Here is a 21,589-nt window from a genome sequence, read left to right as displayed (position 1 = left end):
ACAAAGCAGCCAACGCCTGACAGACCAATCCCCACGTGAGTGGCGAAGCGTCCCGCGGGACGCTTCGCCACTCACGTATCAGGCGAGGTTCACCGTCGCGAAGATGTCGCCGGTCGGCTGGGTGGAACCGCCGGGCGGTTCCACACTGAATCCGAGTTCCGTGGACTGGTCGATGTCGTTCACGACCGCGGTGGTCGACGGTGACACGTCATCGGCTTCCATGATTCCGGCGGACACCGGCTCGTGCGACGGTCCGAGCAGCCACATCTGATACACCGAACCCGGTGCGGGCGGCGGGACGTCGTTCATCACCAGCACTCCGGCGTCGACGTCCTTGGAGTACACGACGGTGGCCGAACCGCCACCGGCGATCGGTGCCACCGCAGTGCGGACGTCGTCGGCCGCGAGGATCTGCGCGGGCACGGGTTGGCCGTCCTCGCTCTGCAACTGCTGAGCGACAGTGATGCCACCCACGGCGAGGACGACGACCGCGGCCGCCGCACTCAACGCCGCCACGAGACGCCTGCGCTTGCGCGCACGAACCTCGTCCAGCGCTATCGGTGCGGGCGCAGCGGCAGTGCCGGGCAACGCATCGAGGATTCGCCCGAGCAGGTGAGCGGGCGGCTCGACCGCGGTGGACGCCGACTGGGCGGCCATCGTCTCGTGCACACTGCGGACGGCGGTGTCGAATTCCAGGCGAACGTGGGGCGGTGCACTCTGGACCGCGGTGTCGATCTCGAGGCGCTGCTGATCGTCGACGGCGTCGAGGGCGTACACCTGAGCGAGGTCGAGGATGTCGTGCTGGGACTCATCCATCGAACTGCACCCCCAGACATTGCTTGAGCCTGATCAATCCGTCTCGAATTCGTGATTTCACCGTGGGAAGCGCCACGGACAGCCGTTCCGACACCTCTCGGTACGTCAGCCCTCCGTAATAGGCGAGTACCACCGTTCTCTGCTGGACTTCGGTGAGCGTGCCGAGGCAATCGACGACGTCGCTGGTGTCGCCGCGTCGGGTGACTTCCTCCGACACGGCGTCGAACGGTCCGTACCAACTCGAGGCGCCGTAGGCGGCTTCCCGTTCGGTGCCGGACTGCTCGGACCGCACCCGGTCGACGGCACGGCGATGGGCGAGGGTGATCAGCCACGACAGCGGCGACCCCTGCTTCGGATCGAATTTCTCCGCGTTGTTCCAGACCTGCAGGTACACCTCTTGGGTGGTTTCCTCGCTGTATCCGGGATCGCGCAGAACCCGCAGCACCATCCCGTACACCCGCGCGCTGGTGCGTTCGTAGAAGTCGCTGAAGGCATCCCGCTCGCCCTGTGCGATACGCGCCAGCAACGCCGTCAGCGTCACGTTCTCCGTGTCCCTGTCGACGCCGGTCATCGGCCCATTCCGTTCATCGATCCACAGCCTAATAGCAGGTTGCGGCCGGTGTGACCACGATGGGACTCGGGGGGATGCGAGCGATGCCGGCATGGCACTCACCGCTTCGGCGGCAAGGGAAGGAAATAGCTGGTGCGCTGCTGGTATTCGGGGTAGCCGGGTCGCTGCGACATCGACTTCTCGAGCAGCCTCGCGCCGGTCGCGAACACCAGGAAATACGTCATGACCACCGGAGACAGCACAGTGAGAGCTCCGGGCCACACGCTCGCCGCGATGAGCCACAGTCCCCACCACACACAGGAATCGCCGAAGTAGTTCGGGTGCCGCGTCCACGCCCACAGGCCGACGTCCATGATCTCGCCCTTGTTGGACGGGTCCGCCTTGAACGCCTTCAACTGGTGGTCGCCGACCGATTCGAACACGACACCCACCACCCACAGGAGGACGCCGAGCACTCCGACGACCGCGCCGAGCCCGGATGCGGGACCGAGGACGGCCGACACTTGCAGCGGCAGCGACACGAACCACTGCGCGAGGCCCTGGGTGAGAAAGATCTTCCTGACGACGACACCGGGCGAGTCGCCGCCCGCCCGGTCGAGCATCTCCACGTAGCGCGGGTCCTCGCCCTTGCCTGCGGACTTGGCGTACATGTGCCAGGTCAGTCGCAGGCCCCACACGGCGACGAGCACCACCACCAGCCAGCGGCGCAGTGTGTCGCCGTCGCCGATGACGGCGGCCACGAGCGCCACCAGGACGAAACCGAGGCCCCAGGACACGTCGACGACGTTGTAGCGTCCGATCCGCCGGCCGACGAGGAACGTCGCGGCCTGGAGGACGGCGAGCACGAGAACGCTCGCCGCGGTGACGGCGCCGAAGTCCGACCAGTCGAATCCGTTCATCGGAGCACGCCGGATCCCGCGGAGTCGACCCGCACGGCAGGCATGAGAGATCGACCCGCCGCGGTCGGCTTCACGGCCAGGATCTGATCGACGCCCATGCGGCCCTGCTCGAAGCTCATCCCGCCGCCGACGAGGTACAGCCGCCACACCCGGGCCATCTCGAGCCCGACCATCTCGACGACGTCGTCCCAGCGGGACTCGAACTTCTCCAGCCACGCGTCGACGGTCCAGACGTAATGCTCACGGAGACCATGCACGTCGCGTACCTCGAGCCCGGCTCGTTCGAGGTACGCGACGCTCTCGCCGACGGGACGCATGGTCATGTCGGGAGCTATGAACGACTCGATGAACGGGCCGCCGCCGGGATGGCGTCCGGTGCGGGACATCTGCTGGATCAGGACCCGCGCACCGGGCTTCGCGTTGTCGTAGAGGGCCTGCGCGTACCGGGCGTAGTTCTTCTCGCCCACGTGCTCGCCCATCTCGAGGGAGGCGACGGCATCGAACGGGCCGTCGGGGACCTCGCGGTAATCCTGCAGACGGATCTCGACGCGGTCCTGCAACCCGCGCTCGGCGATCCGCTTGTCGATGAACGCCTTCTGCTCACGGGAGATGGTGACACCGACGACGTGTGCACCGTACTCGGCTGCGGCGTGCAGGCTCAGCGATCCCCAGCCGCATCCGACGTCGAGCAGCCGCATGCCGGGTTCGAGTCCGATCTTGCGGCACACCAGGTCGAGCTTGTCCCGCTGGGCGTCCTCGAGTCCGTAGTCCGAATCCTGCGGTGTTCCCGGCGCATTCCGGGTGAAATAGGCGCACGAGTAGGCCATCTGCGGGTCCAGGATCAAGGCGTAGAAATCGTTGGAGAGATCGTAGTGGTGACTGATCGCGGCGCGGTCGCGCAGCAGACTGTGCAGCCGTCCGCGGATGTTCGCCTGTGCGGCGGGTGCGGGGAGCGGCCCGCCCGTGACACCCAGCTTCGCGGCGACGCGCAGCACCTTCGCGACCGTCCACGGGCTCGGCCGGACTCCGCTGAGACCTCGCTCGCGCGCCACCGCCCACACATGTGCCAGGGCCTCGCCCAGGTCGCCCTCGACGTCGATCTCACCCGTCACGTAGGCCTGTGCGGCCCCGAGTTCCCCGGGGCTCCACAGCAATCGGCGCAGGGCGTCGGGACTGCGCAGCACCACCTTCGGCGCCGTCACCGGGCCGGCGGTACTGCCGTCCCACGCGGTCAAATGAACGGGCAATTCCCCGCGGACGAGCGGACGCAACGCCTTGTCGAGTTCGGCGGCAACGGTCACGGTCATGCTCCCGTCTTGTCGAGGACGAACTGCTGGACGTCGATGTAGCCGGAGCGGAACCCGGCCTCGGAGTAGCAGAGGTAGAAATGCCACATGCGGCGGAACGTCTCGTCGAATCCGAGTTCCTCCGCCTGCGCGCTGTGCGCGGCGAACCGGTCCTTCCACAGCCGGAGCGTCTCCGCGTAGTGCTGTCCCATGCTCAGGCGTTCCCGCACCCGCAACGCGGTGTGTTCGGCGGTGACGGATTCGATCGCCTCGGTCGACGGGAGGAATCCGCCCGGGAAGATGTACTTGTGCACCCAGGTGTAGGTGTTGCGGGTCTGCAGCATCCGATCGTGCGGCATGGTGATCGCCTGCAGCGCAACCTTTCCGCCCGGAGCCAGGAGTTTGTCGAGCACCCGGAAGTAGGTGGCCCAGTACTGATGTCCGACGGCCTCGATCATCTCGACCGACACGATGGCGTCGTACTCGCCGTCAACGTTGCGGTAGTCGAGCAGGTCGATCTGCACGGTCTCCGAGTGGCCGGCCTCGGCGACGCGCAGGCGGGCCAGGCTCTGCTGTTCGCTGGACAGCGTCACCGAGCGGACCACGGCGCCGCGTTCCGCCGCCCGGATGCACAGCTCTCCCCAGCCCGTCCCGACCTCGAGCAGCCTGGTTCCCACACCGACACCGGCCTCGTCGAGCAGCCGATCGATCTTGCGGCGCTGCGCGTCCGCGAAGTCCTCCCACTTCGGGGTGATCTGTGGGACGGGTGCCCGCAGGACCGTCACGTCCCGGACCTGCCCCACGCGGGTCGGGGTCGTCGAGAACAGTGCACTCGAGTACGTCAGCGTCTCGTCGAGGAATGTCTCGAACATCTCGTTGGACAGGTCATAGTGCCGGGAGATGTTGGAGCGGGTGTTCTGCTCGGTGTTGCGTTCCTGGGCGGGGTGTTTGGCGACATACAGTGCGCGCAACCGTTGCAGCGGGCGGGGAATGAGGGTCGCCATCCGTGAGGCGAACACGCTCAGCACCGCGGCGAGATCCGGCGACGTCCAATCACCGGCCATGTACGACTCGCCGAAACCGATGAGGCCGCTCGTCCCGACCCGCCGGGCGAACGCATCCGGGTTGCGGATGATCATGCGCGGCAGGATTTCCTGCTCCCGGCGAGCCCCCACCAGGGTGCCGTCGGGGTACTCGATGCGGACGTCGAGGTCGGCGGCCGCGCGGCGGAACAGGCGGTCGGCAACCTTCGCCGACATCGAGGCACGCGGACCGGTCGGCACGTCGGCCAGGCCAGGCCAGATCCGGTTGTCGATCCGCGGATCCTCCCCGGTGAACTCGAGGTCGGCGGTACTCACGGCAGGCGATGCGTCCATGCCGGTGTCCTTGTTCCTTCTCACTGAACTGTCTCCTTCTGCCGGCCGTCGGGCCGAGCCGTGACGGGGAGTCCACGGGCCCACAAAGTGATTCCCTGGATACGAATGCGAGCCGACACCACGAGAGGTGCCAGGGGAGTGCGTAGTTGAGTCCTCAGGACCGTCCGGCGGGTGGCGGGCTGCCGCGTTCCCCGCACCGTCGCGGTGAACGGGGCGTGCCCGTCCCGGTGGAGCACCACGTTCAGCGAGAGCCTGTCGCCCGGCTCGGGGAACCGCATCTCGTATCGGCCGCTCACGTCGTTGAACGGGGAGACGTAGAACTGCTTGTCCACCTCGGCGCGGTCGCTGCCGTCGGGCCGGATCAGGTAGCTGTGCCGCTGACCATAGGTGTTGTGCACCTCGGCGATCACGCAGCGGAGGCTGCCGTCGACGTCGTGGCACCAGTACACGCTGAGCGGGTTGAACACGTAGCCGAGCACCCGCGCGTTGAGGAGCGCCGTCACCGTCCCGCCGCGGAGGTCGACTCCGTGGGTGGCGAGGAACGCATCCACCCGGGCGCGCAGCGTGTCCGCGCCGGCACCGGAGCCGGGTTCGAAGTGGTCCTCGGCGCGGAAGCGGGCGAACGGACCGAGCCACCCGGGTAGGTGCGGAAGGTCGTCGACGTCCACGTACCAGCTGTAGCTCGAATACTCGAAACTGTTGCGGACGGGTTCGGTGCGTGCGTGCCGGATCGTCGTCGAGTAGATCGCCGGCGCGGTCACGACACCGTCTCCCGTTCGCGGTGTCGCCCGGCGTGCGCATCCCACGATCCGCCGATCCGTTCGGCGGCGCGCAGGCCCGAGAGCGCCCCGTCCTCGTGGAACCCCCAGCCGTGGTAGGCGCCCGCGAAGGCGAAGGTGCCGGAACCGAGTTCGTGTAACCGCGACTGCGCGGCCACGGAATCGGGGGTGTAGATGGGGTGCTCGTACGTCATCTCGGCGACGACCTTCGACGGGTCGACGAGGTGCTTGCCACCGAGTGTGACGAGGAACCGCCGGTCGCGCACCGTGTCCAGGCGCATGAGCCGGGTCATGTCGTAGGTGACGATGACGCCCGTGGCGTCCGTGCTGTCGGCGGGCGTCAGGTAGTTCCAGGAGGCCCGGGCGTTCTCCGCGCGGGGGAGCAGCGACTCGTCGGTGTGCAGCTGGGCGTGGTTCACCGAATACGGCATGTCGCCGAGGATCTCGGTCTCGAGGTTCGAGGCGTCGCCGAGCATGGCGAGCGCCTGACGGGGGTGAACGGCGACCACCACGGCGTCGAAGTACCGGACGTCGCCGCGGCCGTCGACGACGCACGCGCCGCCGTCCGGGGTGCGTTCCACCTTCTGCACGGGGGTGTCGAGAAGTATCTCGTCGAGGTGTGCCGCCACCTTCTCGACGTAGCGGGCGGAGCCACCCGTCACGGTGCGCCACGTGGGTGACCCGAAGACGGTGAGCATTCCGTGGTGCTCGAGGAACCTGAACAGGTAGCGAGCCGGATAATGCGCCGCCGTCGTGGGATCGCACGACCACACCGCCGCGACGAGCGGTGTCATGAAGTTCTCGACGAAGTACGGGCTGAAACCGTTGCGGCTCAGGAACTCGCGCAGCGGTTCCTGCGCACCAGCCTCGTCGGCCGGGGTGTCGAGCACGGCACGGGCGCAGCGGTGGAATCGAAGAACCTCGCCGAGCATCCGCCAGTACCGCGGCCGGGCCAGGGTGCGCGTGGTGGGGAACAGCCCGCGGATCCCCTTCGCGCCTGCGTATTCGAGCCCGCTCACATCGGATCGGATCGACATCGACATGTCCGAATCCTGGGTGGCCACGTCGAGTTCGGCGAACAGGCGCAGCAGGGTGGGGTAGGTGCGGTCGTTGTGCACGATGAAGCCCGTGTCGACGTCCACTTCTGCGCCCGAGTCGAGTGCCAGGTGGTGGGTGTGGGCGTGACCGCCGAGACGGGCGTCGGCCTCGTAGAGGGTGACGCGGTCGTGGCGGGACAGAACGTAGGCGGCGGTCAACCCTGCGACGCCGCTGCCGATCACCGCGACGTTCCTGCGTTCGAGCTTCTCCGAATCATGCATGGCGACCTGCTTTCCGGTCTGTCGGTGCGGCGACGACACCTTCCGCAGCGAAGGCGTCGAGAACGAAATCGGCGGTGATGCGATGCCACCAGCGAGGCCGGGTGAGCATGAAGTGTCCGGCTCCCGGCAGGGGAGTCCACGAGGCGTTCACCCCGCGAGCCAGCACCCGCTCGGTCTGGACCCGGGAAGAGGTGGGATCCGTCCAACGGTCGGCGGTTCCGTGCGCGACCATCAGGCTGCGGTCGGCAGGCACCAGTTCGCCGTCGGACTCGGGCCACCAGGGTGCGAGCGCGGCGATCGCCCGCACGTTGTCGAGCGCAGCGAGGTGAGCGGCGACGCGGCCGCCCATCGAATGTCCGACGACGGCGACGGGGACGTCCCCGAACCGCAGCCGGGCCCGCTCGACGGCAACCCGGGCGTCGTGCACCGGGCTGGTCTCGGGGGCGTTCCATCCGCGGACCCGGTACTGCAGCCGCTCCACGACGATTCCGTGCCGGCCGAGCGTGCACCTCAGAGACCAGGCCATCCAGGTCATGCGCAGATTCGACAAGTGCCAGAACCGCGAGGGTGCCTGACTGCGTGGTTTGCCGCCGGGCAGCACGAGTACGTACGCCGGGGCGGTGGGTGAGCCTTTCTCCATAACCGTTATTCGGAGCTGACTTTGTGTCGGATGGGCGGACCAGCACCCGCTCACGTGAGTGGCGAAGCGTGCCCGAGCACACCGTGGCACTCACGTAAGCGCACGCGAGAAGCCCGGCGGCATCGGTGTGGGACCGATGCCGCCGGGCGCGGAGAACTGTGAGACGAGGGTGCTTACTGGGGCATCAGGACGGAGTCGATCAGGTACACCGTGGCGTTGGCGGTCTGGACGCCACCGCAGATGACGCCGGCGTCGTTGACCTTCAGGTCGTCGCCCGAACCGGTGACGGTGACCGTGCCACCCTCGACGGTCGTGTGCTGGCCGTCGATGTCACTCGGCGCGATCTGGCCGGGGACGACGTGGTAGGTCAGGACCTTGGTGAGCAGCGCCGCGTCGGTCTTGAGAGTCTCGATGGTGGCTGGGTCGACTTTCGCGAACGCGGCGTCCACCGGCGCGAACACCGTGAACTGCCCGCTGTTCAGCGTGTCGACCAGGTTGACCTGCGGGTTGAGCTGACCGGATATGGCGGCGGTGAGGGTGGTGAGCAGTGGGTTGTTGGACGCGGCCGTCGCGACCGGATCCTGCGCCATGCCACTGACCGAACCGGCACCGTCGGGCACCGTCTCGGCGTAGCCGGCGCAACCGGGGCCGACCAGGTTGGCAGCGGGATCGGCCATCGCGGACGAGGTCATCGAGCCGGACGACATCGATTCGGACGTCATGGCCTCCGAGCTGCTGCTCGACGAGTCGCTGTCGTCCGACGAACACGCTGCGCCCAGCAGGACCAGGGACGTGCTCGCTGCGACTGCCAGAACTCGTGTGGTGATGTTCATGGGTTATTGCCTCTCTCTCCGGTGTGGGTGCGGATGAGCACCATCGACAGGCATTCGGAGCGGTCTCCCGATCGGATGGGGCGAAGGTTTTCCCGGATCGACCCATCCGATCCGGGAGGGGCGTCGAATGCCCCGTGAGAGGGTGCTGGACAGGCCCTCTGTTCCGGCTGCCCGTTAATCGTGAAAGGACCCGAGATGTCACGCTCGAAGGCTCGTGGATTCGCCGCAGGACTGCTGACCGCCGCTGCGGCCGTGGTGCTGGCGGCGAGCCCGGCACAGGCTCAGCCCGGTGCGCTCGCACCCGTCCCGTCCCTCGACGTTCAGAGGTACCTCGGTACGTGGTATCAGTTGGCCGCTGTGCCACAGCCGTTCAACCTGGACTGTGCGCGGGACACCAGGGCGACGTACGGGCTCGTCGACCCGTCGAACGTCAGCGTCGCCAACTCGTGCACCACCTGGGCGGGAGGGACGAACGGAATCAACGGCAACGCGCGCGTCACCGATCCGGTCACCAATGCGCAACTCCACGTGAGTTTCCCGGACGTGCCGTTCCAGAGTTCACCGGACGGGCCCACCAACTATGTGGTCACCTACATCGCCGACGACTACTCGTGGGCGCTCGTCGGTGACCCGGCACGGGCTTCGGGTTTCGTCCTCTCCCGCAACCCGGCGGTCGACGACGCGGGATGGAAGCAGATCCGGCAGGTGGTGGAATCGCGTGGCTACAACTCGTGCCTGTTGCTGACGTCCCCGACCACCGGTGGCCGAGAAGGAATTCAGCCGCTCTGCACGGTCTGACGGGCAGCCGAGCCGGTGATGTTCTCCATCATGCCTTTGAAGATGATTCCGTGGAACGGCATGATGGAGTACCAGTACAGCCGTCCGGCGAGGCCTTTCGGGAAGAAGATGGCTCGTTGATCGAGTCGGGACCGGTCGGAATCCACACTGTGGACTCGCCATTCGAGCCACGCCCCGCCCGGTGCCCGCATCTCGGCGCGCAGCCGTAGCAGAGATCCCCGGTCGATGTGTTCGACCCGCCAGAAATCCAAGGGGTCACCGGTGTTGAGCTGCTTCGGGTTCCGGCGTCCGCGGGTGAGTCCGACACCGCCGACCACGCGGTCGAGCCAGCCGCGCACCGACCACGCGAGTGGGAACGAGTACCACCCGTTCTCGCCGCCGATGCTCTCGACGACGCTCCACAGCGTTCCGGCGTCCGCTTCGCAGTCCCTGGTGCGTTCGTCGGTGTAGACGACCTCACCGGCCCAATCCGGGTCGGACGGCAACGGATCGGACGGGGCGCCGACCGGGGACGCACTGGCCCAGGTCGTCTCCACCTCGCCGTTGTCGATGCGCCGCAACGCCAATCGCACGGCGTCCCGGTACGTCGTCAGGCCCGCCTTCGGCGGTGGGATGACGTCGTCGATGTCGTGCTCGGTGGCGACGGCATCGTTGTGGAGTGATTCGATCAGTGCCCGCCCGAGTGAGCGGGGGATCGGGGTGACCAGACCGATCCACAGACCGGCGAGCTTCGGGGTCAGCACCGGGAGGACGAGGATGCGACGCTGACGCAGGCCCGCGACCTCGGCGTACGTCTGCATCATCTCGCCGTAGCGGATGACGTCGGGGCCACCGATGTCGAAGGTGCGGCTGCGCGGCAACGGCGCCTCGGCCGCGGCGACGAGGTAGTGCAGCACGTCGCGGACCGCGATCGGCTGGATCCGGTTGTTCACCCACCGCGGGGTGGTCATCACGGGGAGCCGGTTGGTGAGGTGGCGGATCATCTCGAACGACGCAGAACCGGAGCCGATGACAACCCCGGCCTGCAGAACCATTGTGGGAACACCGGAGTCGACGAGGATCTGCCCCACCTGTGTGCGGGAGCGCAGGTGCGGCGAGAGGTCCACGGAGTCGGGATGCAGTCCGCCGAGGTAGACGATCCGGCCGACACCGGACGTGCGGGCCGCCTCGGCCACGTTCTCCGCGCTGACGCGTTCGGCCTCCTCGAACTCCTCCGAACCGCCCATCGAATGCACGAGGTAGTAGACGACGTCGACGTCCGTGAAAGCGGCAGAAAGGGATTCGGGATCGCTCAGGTCGCCGCGGACGATCTCGACGTCGGACGCCCACGGAACGTCGGTCAGTTTCTCGGGTGAACGCACCAGCACCCGCACCCGGTAGCCGGCTTGCGAAAGCCTGGGGGCGAGGCGTCCGCCGATGTATCCGGTGGCACCGGTGACCAGTACACGTAACTGCGTCATTCCCACACGCTACCCGTCGTTGTCACCGCCTCGCCCGCCATCGCGGCTAAGGTCGGGGCATGGGCATCGTACATTCGAGTGTGGTCGAGGCCTCGCGGGACGAGTTGTTCGCCTGGCACACGAGGGCCGGGGCGTTCACCCGGCTCTCACCGCCCTGGCAGCCACTGAGTCTCGCGAAGGAGTCCGAGTCTCTGGAATCGGGTCGTGCCGAACTGCGCATGCCCGGTGGCCTGACGTGGATCGCGCAGCACGACGCGAAGGCGTACGACCCTCCGCACCGGTTCGTCGACTATTCGGCCGCGCTGCCGCTGCGACTGCTGGTGCCGTGGCGGCACACGCACACGTTCGACGTCGTGTCCGAGGGCCGGACCCGGGTCACCGACCAGGTCGACACCATCGTGCCCGGCCACTTCCTCCGGTCGACGTTCGTCTACCGCCACCGCCAGCTCGCCGACGACATGGACCGGCACCACTGGGCGTCCACCCTCCTGCCCGGTCCCCTCACCATCGCCGTGACGGGGAGTTCCGGTCTGGTCGGCTCCGCCCTCACCGCGTTCCTGAGCACCGGCGGGCACCGGGTGGTCCGTCTCGTGCGCCGCGCTCCCAGCACACCCGACGAGCGGCGCTGGAACCCGGACGCTCCTGCCGCGGACCTGCTCGACGGAGTCGACGCCGTGATCCACCTCGCCGGCGCGTCCATCGCGGGACGGTTCACCGATGGTCATCGCCGGGCGATCAGGGACAGTCGTATCGAGCCCACCCGTCGGCTGGCGGAAGTGGCGGCCGCGTCCGGGCAGGGACCGAAGATCTTCGTGAGTGCGTCGGCGATCGGGTACTACGGCCCCGACCGGGGCGACGAGGTGCTGCACGAGCAGGACCCGCGGGGTGACGGCTTCCTCGCCGACGTCGTGGCGGACTGGGAGGACGCGGCGAAGCCGGCCGCCGACGCGGGACTGCGGGTGGTCCACGTCCGCACCGGGATCGTCCAGTCGCCGAGCGGCGGCGTGCTGCGTCTGCAACGGCCGCTGTTCGAGGTCGGACTCGGAGGTCGTCTCGGTGCCGGAACGCAGTGGCTGTCGTGGATCGACATCGACGATCTGATCGACGTCTACCACCGTGCCGTCGTCGACGCGGGGCTGAGCGGTCCGGTCAACGCGGTGGCGCCGAATCCGGTTCGCAACGAGGAGTACACCGCAGTCCTGGCGTCGGTGCTGCACCGTCCGGCCTTCCTCCCCGTCCCCGATTTCGGGCCGAAGCTCCTGCTCGGCGAGCAGGGCGCACGCGAGCTCGCCCTCGCCGATCAGCGCGTCGCCCCGGGCAAGCTCCTCGACCGCGGCCACCGGTTCCGGCGCCCCGACCTCGACACGGCGCTGCGCCACCAGCTCGGTCGGTTCAAGACCGACGAGGGGTAGCGTGCCCCGCGGCGTCGTACGCCGCCACGACCCGCTTCGGGGCGGTGAGGCGCCAGGCCTCCTCGACGAGTTCGGCCAGTTCTTCGGCGTCGACGCGGTCGAGGACGACGTCGATCCAGCCCCACCGCCCGAAGAACGGTGCGACCAGGAAGACGTCGGGATCCTCCTGCAGCAGAGCCGCCTGCGTTTCCTTCGTCGCTTTGAGGCAGACGGTGGGGGCGCCGTAACCCACGAGACCGAACATCTTCTTGCGCACGCGGAACGTCGGCTGGTCGCCCCAGTTGGCGATCACCACTTCGTGCGCCTCCGGTAGCGCCAGCATCATCGCGCGCACGTCGTGTTCGGTGGGCATCACAGCTCCTGGGCAGCCGGTCGGTGGTCCGGGACCTTTATATCCCGGATCACCGACAGCCCGGACCGCGGCGGGTCAGACGAAGGCGAATTCGTCTCCGGCGTGGAACTTGGCGAGCGATTCGGAGACCGATCGCCGTGACGGCGGGTGGAAGGCGAATGCGTGGACGGCGGCGGTGAGGTAGCCGATGTCGGAGGATGTGATGAACGCGATCCCGCCGAGCGATTCGACGGCCGCCGCGGAGGCGCGGACGAGCGCGTCACGAATCGCAATGCGCGAGAACAGTAGCCGCACCGAGATGTCTTGTCCGCGTTCGCCTTCGTCGACGGCGCGGGCGATGTTCTCGATCGCGGCCATCGCGTTCTCCACGTCGGCGGCGGCGCGCACGTAACCCTCGTAGTCGTCCTTGCCCGCCGCCAGTAGCCGCTCGAGCAGCGCGCTCGCCGCGCCCAGGTAATTCGCGGTGACGAGCATGCCGAACCACAGGTACCCGGTCATCTCGTGTCGGCCGTCGGGGTCGTCGGCGCCGTTGAGGAGAACGAGGTCGGCGGGGATCAGCGCGATCGCCCGCTGCACCCGCACGGCCCCAGCCCGCCGGATTCCTTGGAGATGGTCAGTGCGGTGCCGCCTGGGCCCCGAAGCGACCGATCGCTCCGCTGTCTCTGCCTTCGAGCGTGAGCAGGTGTGTCTCGTCCAGGTAGGTGGCAAGGCCGAGCAGAAAGGACGTCAGCGCTGCGTGTTCACGGGCCATCAATGCGGTCATGACAATCCTCGAATTGTTCTCGAAAAGCCGGATCTCCCGAAATATCCACAGGGGCACGAGCGATGGCCTATCCGACCTGCCTGGTCGGCGTCGGTCACCAAACCGGATCGGCGACGCTCCGAATCAACGGAGGAATCCCGATCGTGCACACCGCGGGGAGATTGGTATCGATGGCTATCAACGTATCCGGCCCTGAAGGGCCGGGTTTGCCAGTCGCGTCCCTGACTGGCTGTCAGGGACCCGCCGACTGTAGGCCGGTTGATTAGACGGCCCGATGACTTCGCGTCGTAGTCGTGTACTGCACATACCCGAGGTAGGCGATGTTCAACGCGGCATTGTGATCTGCCTGATCGACATGCCCACACATCCGGCACACGAACCGATCCTGTGTGGTCCGGTTCGCCTTGTCGACGTGTCCGCACGGATAGCACGTCCGCGAGGTGTTACGTGGATCGATCACCACCAGGGGAACGCCCACCGACACGGCTTTGTAGGTCATGAAGTCCCGCAACTGCGCGTACGCCCACGAGTGCAGTTGTTGCCGCTGAGTCTTGGCCAGCCGTACCCGCTCGCGGATCCCGGAAAGGTCTTCCAGGACAATCCCACGACCGGTGCGTTGCGCCTGGGCAACAATAGTCTTCGAAATCTGAAGATTGATATCGGTGGCGTACCGATGCTCCTTCTCACGACGCCCTCGCAACTTCCGCTTCGCCGACTTCGACCCGACCTTTTGCAGGGCCCGCCGGGTCCGCGCGTACTTGGTGCGGCGCGCCGTGACGGCCCCACCGGACCAGTCCGCCGACGCAGCCGTGTCATCAGAGGTCACCGCGAGGTTCACGATCCCCAGATCGACGCCGAGGAACTCCTGGACCACCACCGGTTCGGGTGTCGGGACGTCGACAGTCGCGTAGAGGAACCACATGTTGTCGCGGAACACGAGATCTGTTTCACCGCAACGGTGCTCCAGGAGTTCGCGCTGCCACGGCGCGCACACGTACCGCACTGCCTTGAGTCGACCTTCGCACGTCCAGATGCTGACCGTCGAATCCTGCTGTTGCCAGGACAGGCACCGATCGTCGAACGGTTGCGCCGCCAACGCCCGGAACCCGATCGCCGTGGCGGCGATATCCGTGGCGCGTTTGCCGCCACGCGGGCCATAATTACCGGCCTCAAGGTTCGCGCCCCGCGTCGCGTAGGCGTCCGCGACCTTCTTGATCGTGCGGACCGCCGGTTGCGCCGACAGCCCCAGCGCCTTCAACTGGTGGTAGACGGCCTTCTGCAGGGCGAACGCGCGGCGATCCTCGACGGCCTGCGCGACCCGTGACACCACGTCGGCGGCGGTGTTACACAACACCAGCGTCTCGTGCAGGGCATGCGCCTGCGCGTCGGTGGGTGCGAGTTTGATCTTCACCACCCGTTTCACACCCGCACCCCCTTCACCGCGCGCCGGGTCGAATATTTTGTGGCCCAAAGAGTATCGGCGAGGCGCGTTCTGATCCGATGCTCATTCACTGTGAGGAGATCATGGCAGAGGGGTGTGACAAGTTCGGTGTGACGCTGACCGAGTGCAATGGCGACGCCGATCATGTACATCTGCTGATCCACCACCCACCGGCCAGTCAACGGTGTCGAGGGGTGTCTCTGTGAATATTTACTCCGGCCAGTGGGTGACCGCGGGCGAGACCGTCGTCGATTCGACGCGCCTGACCGAGGCAACCGGCTGGGCACCGACGCTGACGGCCCGGGAGTCGGCGGCCGTCATGATCCTTCTGCAGGGGAAACCCGTGCTGCGCAGGGAAGATGCCCTGGAGCGCCGCATCGCCTGCGAGGCGGCGCTGGAGCCGGCGTCCGAATTCGTCGGCGTCGACGGCCGCGGGCTCGAACACGTCCAGATTCCCGCGGCGACCGGGGCCGTGCACGCCGAAGTTCACGCGGCGCAGTCGGGCGGCTCAGCCACCGTGGAGTCGGGCGGCTCAGCCACCGTGGAGTCGGGCGGCTCAGCCACCGTGGAGTCGGGCGGCTCAGCCACCGTGGAGTCGGGCGGCTCAGCCACCGTGGTCCTGCCCGCGCCACCCGGACTCCACGCGCGGTATCTCACCCCGTTCGCCGCGGAATTGGCGGAGAACGGGTTCGACGTCGTCGTCGTGGACCTCCCCGGGCACGGGTTGAGCACGGGGAGGCGTGGTCGTGCGACGGTGGCCGGGGTGAACGACGCCCTGGCGGTTGCGCTCGGCTACGCCCGGATCCGGTTCGGTGTCACTCCGCTTGTGGTGAGGGTCGGCGACGCGACCGAGCGCGAGTCGCGCCCGGGACGATGGCGATCGAGGGTGGCCCGCTCGCGGACCCACGCGTCGGTCAACCCGGCCGACGGGCTGCTCCCGCGGAGGCTGCGGTACGAGGGTGGGCTCGGGCACATCCCGCACGCCCACTCCGTCCGAGACGTCGTCGCACTCACCCGCGCCGATCGCGTCGACTCGTAGAGTGACTCCCGAACACGTAGGCGCTGTGAACAGGAGTGAACTCATGACCAGTGAAGAACCCGGGAAGCGGAGTCCGGCCGTCGAGGCGGGTCTGACGGTACGGCGTGAGGTGATGGGCCCCGACTTCGTCGAGCGGGCACTCACTCGCACGGCGGGGACCGACAGCGAGCAGCTGCAGGAGTTCGTCACCGAGCACGTCTGGGACGCCGTGTGGAACCGGCCGGGGCTGGACCGGCGAAGCCGCAGCCTCCTCAACCTCGGCATGCTCATCGCGCTGCGTGCACACGGTGAGCTGAAGGGTCACGTGCGGGGTGCACTGCGAAACGGTCTGTCCCGCACCGAGGTCGTCGAAGCGGTGATCCACGCGAGCGCCTACTGCGGCGCCCCCGCCGGGTTGTCGGCGATGGCCGTGTTGCAGGAGGCGCTCGACGCGGAACTGGGACCGCTGGAAACCGAAGACTGACCCCGCGGTATGCGAATCAGCCCGTGACGCCGGTGATCTCGTTCGGGATCTCCGGCAGGTCGGCCTGCCCGGATACGGTCCAGGTGTCGAGGTCGATCGTGTGGATCTTCTTGTCCGCGGGGTCGGTCACGTAGGCGGTGTGGTCCTGCACGTACAGCGCAGGCCGCGGCGACTGCCACTTGTCCGGCTCCGTCCACGGATCGAGGACGTCGACAGTGCGGCTCACCGCCTTGCTGTTCGGGTCGATCACGTGCACGGCGCCGTCGGTGCCGAGGACGAGTGCCTCACCGTGCGGGGCGCGCCCGAGCGAGCGGAACGTGTAGCTGGTGCCCAGGTCGACGAGGGTGAGTTGTCCGGTGGCGGTGTCGGTGAGCGAGACCCGTTCGGGGCGCTCGAGTTCGGCGTCGGGGTCGGTCTTGTAATCGCCCAGCAGTATCGGTGAATCCTCGTCGCCGGCCTGGTTGCCGATGCGCCCGTAGGGATCGGGGCTGGTGACCTTGGTGATGACGCCGTCCCGGTAGATCAGCAGGCCGTTCTGGCATCCCACCACCACCGTCTCGTCGGCGGCGACGGCCTCGCCGTGCACACCGGGGCAGTCCTCGTTGCGTGCGATCTCCTTGCGGTCGCGGTCGAGTACGACGATGCCGGTGCGCTCGTCCTCGTTGCCGACGGTGGTGAGCAGGCTGCCGTCCGAGAGTTCCACGGCCACTCCGTGATGCGCCTCGGGCGTCGTGTACTCGGTGGTGTCGGGTGTTCCTTCGGAGAGTCCGGCCGGATCGAACACGCGCACCAGTCCGGTGCCGTCGTCGAACAGCATCGTCTTGCCGTCGTGCCGGACCACGTGGCCGGGCGTCTTCGCCTCGAACGCGACGTCGGTGAGGGCAGGTTCGGCGGTGTCGAGGGCGGCGAAACTGTTTCCGGTGCTGACCAGCACGTGCCGGTCGTCGCCTGCGGGGTTGAGCCGGGTGAATCCGTCCACCTCGGCAGAACCGACCACGTCGAGGCTCTGCGCGTCGAGAACCAGCACGCCGCCGTCGTAGCTCAGTGCCAGCCGCGGTGCGGCCGAGTTGGTGGTGGTCGCTTCGGCCGCGCCGGAGTCGGTGGAGCAGGACGTGAGAAGTGTCGCCGAGAGTGCCACGGCGGCAACGGCGGTGGGGAGAGGTCTACGCATAAGGGTCACCCAGGAGAATTAACTCTTAATGCAAACGGTTGTCAAAGTCGGAAGTGTGCATGTGTGAATGCATCGCTACGCCAGGCCCTCCGCGATCGCCAGGGAATTCGAATCCATCATCTCGATGTACGTGCCCGCGCCCGAGCCGTACTCGCCCAGTGACTCCGTGAACAGCGAGACGACGTCCACGGGAACACCGGCCTCCGAGGCCATTACCTGCGCGAGCCGATCGGGCTGGGAGGAGTCGACGAAGATCGCGGGAACCCTCGCCGCGGTGATCGTCGCGGCGAGGTCCGAGAGGTCCGACGCGCTGGGCGACGCCAGGGTGGTTCCGCTGGGAATCACCGCCCCCACGGTATCGAAGCCGAAACGTTCGGCCAGATAACCGAAGACATGATGATTGGTCACCAGCTTTCGCCGATCTGCGGGGACGGTCGCGAATCTGTCCGCCATCCGGGCAGTGAGTTCCTCGAGTTGCCGGGCGTAGCTGTCCGAGTTCGTGCGGACGGCTCCCGCATCGATCTCCGGCACGTGTTCGATCACCGCGTCGCGGATCAGTGCAACAGCCTCGCGTACCCGGTCCGGATCGGTCCAGATGTGCGGATCCATGGTGCCCGTGGACTTTCCGGAACGGTACTCGATCGGCCGCACGGCCTCACCGACCTGCAGGATCGGGACACCCTCGGAGCGTGCGGTGTCGACGGTCTTGCCGATTCCCTCCTCGAGTCCGAGACCGTTCGACACGAGGAGGTCGGCACGCTCCACGCGCGCGGCGTCCGATGCGGAGATCTCGAACGAATGGGGATCGGCGCCTCTCGGCATCAGCACCTTCACGTCGGCCTGGTCGCCGACGACGTTCTGCACCACGTCGCCCAGAATGTTCGTGGTCACGACCACCACGGGCCCGTCGGACGCGCCCGGGGTGCACCCGGTCACGGACAGTGCCGCGAGTGCGGTCAGGAGGGTCAGCGGCAGTAGGCGCCGCATTCTGCTCACAGCCCGACCACGCCGAGGGTGGACGCGGCGACTCCGACGTCGAGAGTCCGCGCCACCCGCGCGTTGTCCCGGAAGTCGATCTCGGTCACCGTCTTCGATGCGGGATCCGAGACGTACGCGCGGGTGCCGCCGACGACCACGGCAGGCGGGGTCGCGGACTCGTCGCTCCAGTCGTAGGGGGTGGCCAGCACGTGCGAGGAAGCGGTCTCCGCGCCGGTCGTCGTGTCGAACATGCGGAAGGTGCCGTCCGCGAGGACCGCGAACACGGAGCGACCGTCGCCCGCCACTGCGACGCTCAGCGCGCGGTCCGGGGTCCGGACGTGCGTCCACCCGCGGGTGCGTGCATCGAAGACCAGCACCCCGACGTTGGTGGCGGCGGGTCCGGCGGCGGCGACGTGGATCGGCAGGCCGTCGTGTCCGCGGAACGACGTGGGTCGGGTGGCGGCGTCGATGCCCGCCGGGTACGGAACCTTCTCCGACATCCACGCCCCGGCCGCGGTGGTCGCGAGGAACAGTCCGTCGTCGCACGCGGCCAGTACGCCCGTGTCGGACACGGCCGTGCCTTGTATGTTCGGGCAGGCGGTGTCGAAGCTCTGCTCGACCTGCCCGTCCGCCGTGTGGGCCTCGAACGTGCCGGGGCGGGAACCGGTTCCGTTCGCGGCCGAGCGCGACACCACGAAACCGTCGGCGATCGGGAGGGCGACGCCGTGGTGCGGTGCGTCGGCGTCCACGACGGTCCCGACGTCGATGCTGTCCTTGCGGAGCGCAGCGAAGTCGATCACGCGGGCGAGTCCGTCGCCGTCGAAGAACGTCGCCACCTTGTCGTCGCCTTCGATCACGTGCGCCGGCTTGCCGCCCTCGAGGGCGCCGAGTTCGACCGGTGGCTTGGTGTACGAGTGGGTGTGGTCCCCGTGATCGATGGTCCAGGAACCGGCGTCCACGACATGCACGGCGCCGCCGGCGCCGTCCACGGCGAACGCGTAGCGGTCCTTCACCGTCGTCACCCGCGTCGGGTTGTCGAACTCGAACGAATGGAGAGTCTCTGCCGTCGCGAGGTCGAGCACGTCCACGCGACCGGAGTCGGCGTCCGACACGACGAGCCGAGGTTCGGGCCCCTCGACCTCGGTGGATCCGGCCTCGGCGGCAAGGTCGCTACCCGGTTGGTTCCGGCCGTCGGGGGATGCGGCCTCCTCTTGTGGGGATGCGCAGGCGCCGAGCGTCAGCGCGGCGACCGCGGCAATTGCTGCGCGGGCGAGGGTCGTGTTCGGCATTCGTGGTCTCCATCTATCGAACGGGAATCGGAGTGGGCAAGAGGGCAGGCCGAAGTCGTCGCGCCGCCGACCGGGCCAGGGCCGCGACGAAGAACTGGAGCACGGCGATTCCGGCGATCGTCGCGCCCGCGGCGGTGTCGGCATTCCACGACACGATCAGCCCGGCGAAGGTGGCGGACCATCCGAGGAGCACGGCAATCGCCATCGTCGCGCCGATCGACCTGCCGAACAGTGCTGCGGTAGCGGATGGAGCGACGAGGAGGCCGAACACGAGCAGGGTGCCGACGATGCGGAACGAGGCGACCACCGCGAGGACCACCAGTGCGAGGAGCGCGAGGTGCGCCCACCGCGGCTGCAGACCCAGGGTGTGGGCCTTGCGTTCGTCGAAGACGAGGGCGACGAAGGGGCGGTATGCGATCACCGAGACGATCCCGGCGACGGCGGCCGCCGCCGCGAGCCAGATCAGATCTCCCCGTGTCGCCGACAGGACGTCACCGAACAGGAAGGCTGTGAGATCGACCGCGAACGACCGTGCGCGCGAGACGATCACGACACCCAGTGCGAGCATGCCGACGAACAGCAGGCCGATCCCGGTGTCTTCGGACAGTCGCGAATTCTTCGACACCCAGGCGACGCCGAGGATCATGACGACCGCACTCGCGGCCGCGCCGAGGAGGAGATTCGCGCCGGCGAGATAGGCGACGGCAACCCCGGGCAGCATGCCGTGTGAGATGGCCTCGCTCATGAAGGCCATGCCGCGCAACACGACCCACGTGCCCACCAGGCCGCAGAGGACGGACACCAGCATTCCCGCGAAGAGCGCGCGCCGGACGAAGGACACCATCAGGGGGTCGAGTAGCCACTGCACTCTGCTAATCTAACGATAATGATTGTCGTAAGCGAAATCGCGGTCCGGTACGGCCCGACCCCGGCGTTGAACGGTGTGAGCGTGCGGCTCACACCGGGTACCGTCACAGCCGTCGTGGGGCACAACGGTTCGGGGAAGTCGACGCTCCTGCAGTGTCTGGCGGGCATCGCGCGACCGACGACGGGACGGATCGACGGCACGAAGGGGTTGGGAACGGCATATGTGCCGCAACGCAATGCGGTGAGCGATCAGCTACCGCTGACCGTGCGCGAGGCGGCGTCCATGGGGGCCTGGCACCGACGTGGATTGTGGCGGCGGCTCACTCCCGGCGACCGTGACGCCGTCGACGAGGCGCTGAACAGGCTCGGTCTCGCGGATCTCGGCCGACGGCGGATCGGCACACTGTCGGGCGGGCAGCGTCAACGCGCCCTGCTCGCGCAGGCGCTCGTGCAACGCGGCGACCTGCTGCTCCTCGACGAGCCCACCACCGGTCTCGACGCGGAGGCCCGCGCGGTGATCGGCGACGTCGTCGGCGAAGAAGCGGCGCGGGGTGCGATCGTCGTCGTGGCCACGCACGAATCCCACGACGCGGAACGCGCCGACCAGGTGCTGACCCTGTCGTCGGGGGTGCAGCTCACCCCACTTCGACGATGACGAGTTTGTTTCCGTCCGGATCCCGGAAATAGAACATGGGCGGCACGTAGTCGCCCATCCGCAAGACCTCCGCGTCCACGTCGACGCCGTTCGCCGCCAGGGTCGCATGATCGGCGTCGGCGTCCGAGGTGGTGAGGCGGATGCCCGTCTCGACGCCCGCGGGGACGCCGTCACGGGTCGGGACGAGCGCGATCGACGTCGCCGATCCCGGTGGCGCCACCTCCACCCACCGCTGTCCGGGGCTGAACTCCGCATCCATGCGACGCTCGAAACCAAGTGTGCCCACATAGAATTCGAGCGCCCTATCCTGATCGGTGACCGGGACCGCCACCGTGTGCACCCCGTTGATGTGGGTCTTGCCGTCCGCGCTCATACCGTCCAC

Annotated in this window: 25 protein-coding genes; 6 read left to right on the top strand and 19 right to left on the bottom strand. The window is 67.9% G+C overall.

What is annotated here, in order from left to right; all coding sequences use genetic code 11:
• Positions 1-78: 78 nt before the first annotated feature.
• The 9 genes from HGB39_RS35550 to HGB39_RS35510 form a co-directional block, all read right to left on the bottom strand.
• Positions 79-816, bottom strand: a complete 738-nt coding sequence (locus HGB39_RS35550) for an anti-sigma factor (RefSeq protein ID WP_005562263.1) — start codon at positions 814-816, stop codon at positions 79-81.
• Positions 809-1,387, bottom strand: a complete 579-nt coding sequence (locus tag HGB39_RS35545; RefSeq protein ID WP_005259110.1) for a sigma-70 family RNA polymerase sigma factor — start codon at positions 1,385-1,387, stop codon at positions 809-811. The genes HGB39_RS35550 and HGB39_RS35545 overlap by 8 nt, the downstream gene beginning before the upstream one ends.
• A gap of 98 nt (positions 1,388-1,485) precedes the next feature.
• Positions 1,486-2,286, bottom strand: a complete 801-nt coding sequence (locus tag HGB39_RS35540; protein WP_005562262.1) for a DUF1295 domain-containing protein — start codon at positions 2,284-2,286, stop codon at positions 1,486-1,488.
• A complete protein-coding gene (locus tag HGB39_RS35535; RefSeq protein WP_005562260.1) occupies positions 2,283-3,593 on the bottom strand; it encodes a class I SAM-dependent methyltransferase in 1,311 nt (436 codons plus the stop codon). The genes HGB39_RS35540 and HGB39_RS35535 overlap by 4 nt, the downstream gene beginning before the upstream one ends.
• Positions 3,590-4,972, bottom strand: coding sequence for a class I SAM-dependent methyltransferase (locus HGB39_RS35530; protein WP_043787620.1), 1,383 nt, complete (start codon positions 4,970-4,972; stop codon positions 3,590-3,592). Before HGB39_RS35530 ends, HGB39_RS35535 begins: the two co-directional genes overlap by 4 nt.
• On the bottom strand, positions 4,969-5,709 hold the full coding sequence (locus HGB39_RS35525; RefSeq protein WP_043787624.1) for a DUF1365 domain-containing protein: 741 nt from the start codon (positions 5,707-5,709) through the stop codon (positions 4,969-4,971). The genes HGB39_RS35530 and HGB39_RS35525 overlap by 4 nt, the downstream gene beginning before the upstream one ends.
• Complete coding sequence (locus HGB39_RS35520) at positions 5,706-7,046, bottom strand: NAD(P)/FAD-dependent oxidoreductase (protein ID WP_054246550.1); 1,341 nt, start codon at positions 7,044-7,046, stop codon at positions 5,706-5,708. Before HGB39_RS35520 ends, HGB39_RS35525 begins: the two co-directional genes overlap by 4 nt.
• Entirely contained in the window at positions 7,039-7,686 is a 648-nt protein-coding gene (locus tag HGB39_RS35515; protein ID WP_005562253.1) for an alpha/beta hydrolase family protein, read from the bottom strand. The genes HGB39_RS35520 and HGB39_RS35515 overlap by 8 nt, the downstream gene beginning before the upstream one ends.
• A 173-nt stretch (positions 7,687-7,859) precedes the next feature.
• A complete protein-coding gene (locus HGB39_RS35510) occupies positions 7,860-8,519 on the bottom strand; it encodes a fasciclin domain-containing protein (protein WP_005562251.1) in 660 nt (219 codons plus the stop codon).
• A 195-nt stretch (positions 8,520-8,714) separates the two neighbouring features.
• Here HGB39_RS35510 and HGB39_RS35505 point away from each other — a divergent pair, with 195 nt between their 5' ends.
• A complete protein-coding gene (locus HGB39_RS35505) occupies positions 8,715-9,317 on the top strand; it encodes a lipocalin family protein (protein ID WP_005562250.1) in 603 nt (200 codons plus the stop codon).
• On the opposite strand, the gene HGB39_RS35500 is transcribed toward HGB39_RS35505, so the two are convergent.
• Positions 9,296-10,777: an SDR family oxidoreductase gene (locus HGB39_RS35500; protein ID WP_005259093.1), complete on the bottom strand. Its 1,482-nt coding sequence runs from the start codon at positions 10,775-10,777 to the stop codon at positions 9,296-9,298. The two genes, HGB39_RS35505 and HGB39_RS35500, sit on opposite strands and share 22 nt — an antisense overlap.
• A gap of 59 nt (positions 10,778-10,836) precedes the next feature.
• On the opposite strand from HGB39_RS35500, the gene HGB39_RS35495 reads away from it, so the two are divergent.
• Positions 10,837-12,189 carry a TIGR01777 family oxidoreductase gene (locus HGB39_RS35495; protein ID WP_064080658.1) on the top strand — a complete coding sequence of 451 codons (1,353 nt, stop codon included), beginning with the start codon at positions 10,837-10,839 and terminating at the stop codon, positions 12,187-12,189.
• Here the strand turns inward: HGB39_RS35495 and HGB39_RS35490 are convergent.
• The 4 genes from HGB39_RS35490 to HGB39_RS35480 all read right to left on the bottom strand — a co-directional run bounded on the left by HGB39_RS35490 (position 12,170) and on the right by HGB39_RS35480 (position 14,727).
• On the bottom strand, positions 12,170-12,541 hold the full coding sequence (locus HGB39_RS35490) for an MmcQ/YjbR family DNA-binding protein (RefSeq protein WP_005566334.1): 372 nt from the start codon (positions 12,539-12,541) through the stop codon (positions 12,170-12,172). The genes HGB39_RS35495 and HGB39_RS35490 overlap by 20 nt on opposite strands.
• A gap of 75 nt (positions 12,542-12,616) precedes the next feature.
• Positions 12,617-13,123, bottom strand: a complete 507-nt coding sequence (locus HGB39_RS35485) for a hypothetical protein (RefSeq protein WP_005566333.1) — start codon at positions 13,121-13,123, stop codon at positions 12,617-12,619.
• A gap of 31 nt (positions 13,124-13,154) precedes the next feature.
• Positions 13,155-13,304 carry a hypothetical protein gene (locus HGB39_RS39310; protein WP_005566332.1) on the bottom strand — a complete coding sequence of 50 codons (150 nt, stop codon included), beginning with the start codon at positions 13,302-13,304 and terminating at the stop codon, positions 13,155-13,157.
• A 262-nt stretch (positions 13,305-13,566) separates the two neighbouring features.
• Entirely contained in the window at positions 13,567-14,727 is a 1,161-nt protein-coding gene (locus HGB39_RS35480) for an RNA-guided endonuclease InsQ/TnpB family protein (protein ID WP_005566331.1), read from the bottom strand.
• Positions 14,728-14,804: 77 nt separating this feature from the next.
• On the opposite strand from HGB39_RS35480, the gene HGB39_RS40420 reads away from it, so the two are divergent.
• Genes HGB39_RS40420 through HGB39_RS35465 form a run of 3 tightly spaced genes read left to right on the top strand, consistent with a single transcriptional unit; the run spans position 14,805 to position 16,247 of the window.
• On the top strand, positions 14,805-14,951 hold the full coding sequence (locus HGB39_RS40420) for a transposase (protein WP_080606173.1): 147 nt from the start codon (positions 14,805-14,807) through the stop codon (positions 14,949-14,951).
• Positions 14,948-15,784, top strand: coding sequence for a serine aminopeptidase domain-containing protein (locus HGB39_RS35470; protein WP_005566329.1), 837 nt, complete (start codon positions 14,948-14,950; stop codon positions 15,782-15,784). Before HGB39_RS40420 ends, HGB39_RS35470 begins: the two co-directional genes overlap by 4 nt.
• A gap of 43 nt (positions 15,785-15,827) precedes the next feature.
• Positions 15,828-16,247: a carboxymuconolactone decarboxylase family protein gene (locus HGB39_RS35465; protein ID WP_005566328.1), complete on the top strand. Its 420-nt coding sequence runs from the start codon at positions 15,828-15,830 to the stop codon at positions 16,245-16,247.
• Positions 16,248-16,263: 16 nt separating this feature from the next.
• Here the strand turns inward: HGB39_RS35465 and aztD are convergent, their stop codons facing one another.
• The 4 genes from aztD to aztB form a co-directional block, all read right to left on the bottom strand.
• Positions 16,264-17,418, bottom strand: a complete 1,155-nt coding sequence (aztD, locus tag HGB39_RS35460) for a zinc metallochaperone AztD (protein ID WP_043789636.1) — start codon at positions 17,416-17,418, stop codon at positions 16,264-16,266.
• A 75-nt stretch (positions 17,419-17,493) separates the two neighbouring features.
• Positions 17,494-18,405, bottom strand: coding sequence for a zinc ABC transporter substrate-binding protein AztC (gene aztC / locus HGB39_RS35455; RefSeq protein WP_005566325.1), 912 nt, complete (start codon positions 18,403-18,405; stop codon positions 17,494-17,496).
• Positions 18,406-18,410: 5 nt separating this feature from the next.
• Positions 18,411-19,685: a hypothetical protein gene (locus HGB39_RS35450; protein ID WP_005566323.1), complete on the bottom strand. Its 1,275-nt coding sequence runs from the start codon at positions 19,683-19,685 to the stop codon at positions 18,411-18,413.
• 13 nt (positions 19,686-19,698) lie between these two features.
• Entirely contained in the window at positions 19,699-20,553 is an 855-nt protein-coding gene (gene aztB, locus HGB39_RS35445; protein WP_037204472.1) for a zinc ABC transporter permease AztB, read from the bottom strand.
• A gap of 18 nt (positions 20,554-20,571) precedes the next feature.
• Between aztB and aztA the strand changes: the two genes are divergently transcribed.
• Complete coding sequence (gene aztA, locus HGB39_RS35440; RefSeq protein WP_005566322.1) at positions 20,572-21,207, top strand: zinc ABC transporter ATP-binding protein AztA; 636 nt, start codon at positions 20,572-20,574, stop codon at positions 21,205-21,207.
• On the opposite strand, the gene HGB39_RS35435 is transcribed toward aztA, so the two are convergent.
• Positions 21,188-21,580 carry a VOC family protein gene (locus tag HGB39_RS35435; protein ID WP_043789633.1) on the bottom strand — a complete coding sequence of 131 codons (393 nt, stop codon included), beginning with the start codon at positions 21,578-21,580 and terminating at the stop codon, positions 21,188-21,190. The two genes, aztA and HGB39_RS35435, sit on opposite strands and share 20 nt — an antisense overlap.
• Positions 21,581-21,589: the final 9 nt, after the last annotated feature.

The organism is Rhodococcus opacus (assembly GCF_012396235.1).
GTDB classification, from domain to species: Bacteria; Actinomycetota; Actinomycetes; order Mycobacteriales; family Mycobacteriaceae; genus Rhodococcus_F; species Rhodococcus_F opacus.
Note: the sequence above shows the minus strand (reverse complement) of the source record. Positions and strands in the feature narration are given on the sequence as shown.

Excerpts from the sequence above, each read along its gene's own strand:
- HGB39_RS35435 (WP_043789633.1), bottom strand. The coding sequence starts at position 21,580 with ATGAGCGCGGACGGCAAGACCCACATCAACGGGGTGCACACGGTGGCG.
- HGB39_RS39310 (WP_005566332.1), bottom strand. The coding sequence starts at position 13,304 with ATGACCGCATTGATGGCCCGTGAACACGCAGCGCTGACGTCCTTTCTG.
- HGB39_RS35535 (WP_005562260.1), bottom strand. The coding sequence starts at position 3,593 with ATGACCGTGACCGTTGCCGCCGAACTCGACAAGGCGTTGCGTCCGCTC.
- HGB39_RS35520 (WP_054246550.1), bottom strand. The coding sequence starts at position 7,046 with ATGCATGATTCGGAGAAGCTCGAACGCAGGAACGTCGCGGTGATCGGC.
- HGB39_RS35545 (WP_005259110.1), bottom strand. The coding sequence starts at position 1,387 with ATGACCGGCGTCGACAGGGACACGGAGAACGTGACGCTGACGGCGTTG.
- HGB39_RS35550 (WP_005562263.1), bottom strand. The coding sequence starts at position 816 with ATGGATGAGTCCCAGCACGACATCCTCGACCTCGCTCAGGTGTACGCC.
- aztC (WP_005566325.1), bottom strand. The coding sequence starts at position 18,405 with ATGCGGCGCCTACTGCCGCTGACCCTCCTGACCGCACTCGCGGCACTG.
- HGB39_RS35495 (WP_064080658.1), top strand. The coding sequence starts at position 10,837 with ATGGGCATCGTACATTCGAGTGTGGTCGAGGCCTCGCGGGACGAGTTG.
- HGB39_RS40420 (WP_080606173.1), top strand. The coding sequence starts at position 14,805 with ATGCTCATTCACTGTGAGGAGATCATGGCAGAGGGGTGTGACAAGTTC.
- HGB39_RS35510 (WP_005562251.1), bottom strand. The coding sequence starts at position 8,519 with ATGAACATCACCACACGAGTTCTGGCAGTCGCAGCGAGCACGTCCCTG.
- HGB39_RS35540 (WP_005562262.1), bottom strand. The coding sequence starts at position 2,286 with ATGAACGGATTCGACTGGTCGGACTTCGGCGCCGTCACCGCGGCGAGC.
- HGB39_RS35500 (WP_005259093.1), bottom strand. The coding sequence starts at position 10,777 with ATGACGCAGTTACGTGTACTGGTCACCGGTGCCACCGGATACATCGGC.
- aztD (WP_043789636.1), bottom strand. The coding sequence starts at position 17,418 with ATGCGTAGACCTCTCCCCACCGCCGTTGCCGCCGTGGCACTCTCGGCG.
- aztA (WP_005566322.1), top strand. The coding sequence starts at position 20,572 with ATGATTGTCGTAAGCGAAATCGCGGTCCGGTACGGCCCGACCCCGGCG.
- HGB39_RS35505 (WP_005562250.1), top strand. The coding sequence starts at position 8,715 with ATGTCACGCTCGAAGGCTCGTGGATTCGCCGCAGGACTGCTGACCGCC.
- HGB39_RS35515 (WP_005562253.1), bottom strand. The coding sequence starts at position 7,686 with ATGGAGAAAGGCTCACCCACCGCCCCGGCGTACGTACTCGTGCTGCCC.
- HGB39_RS35450 (WP_005566323.1), bottom strand. The coding sequence starts at position 19,685 with ATGCCGAACACGACCCTCGCCCGCGCAGCAATTGCCGCGGTCGCCGCG.
- HGB39_RS35465 (WP_005566328.1), top strand. The coding sequence starts at position 15,828 with ATGACCAGTGAAGAACCCGGGAAGCGGAGTCCGGCCGTCGAGGCGGGT.
- HGB39_RS35490 (WP_005566334.1), bottom strand. The coding sequence starts at position 12,541 with ATGCCCACCGAACACGACGTGCGCGCGATGATGCTGGCGCTACCGGAG.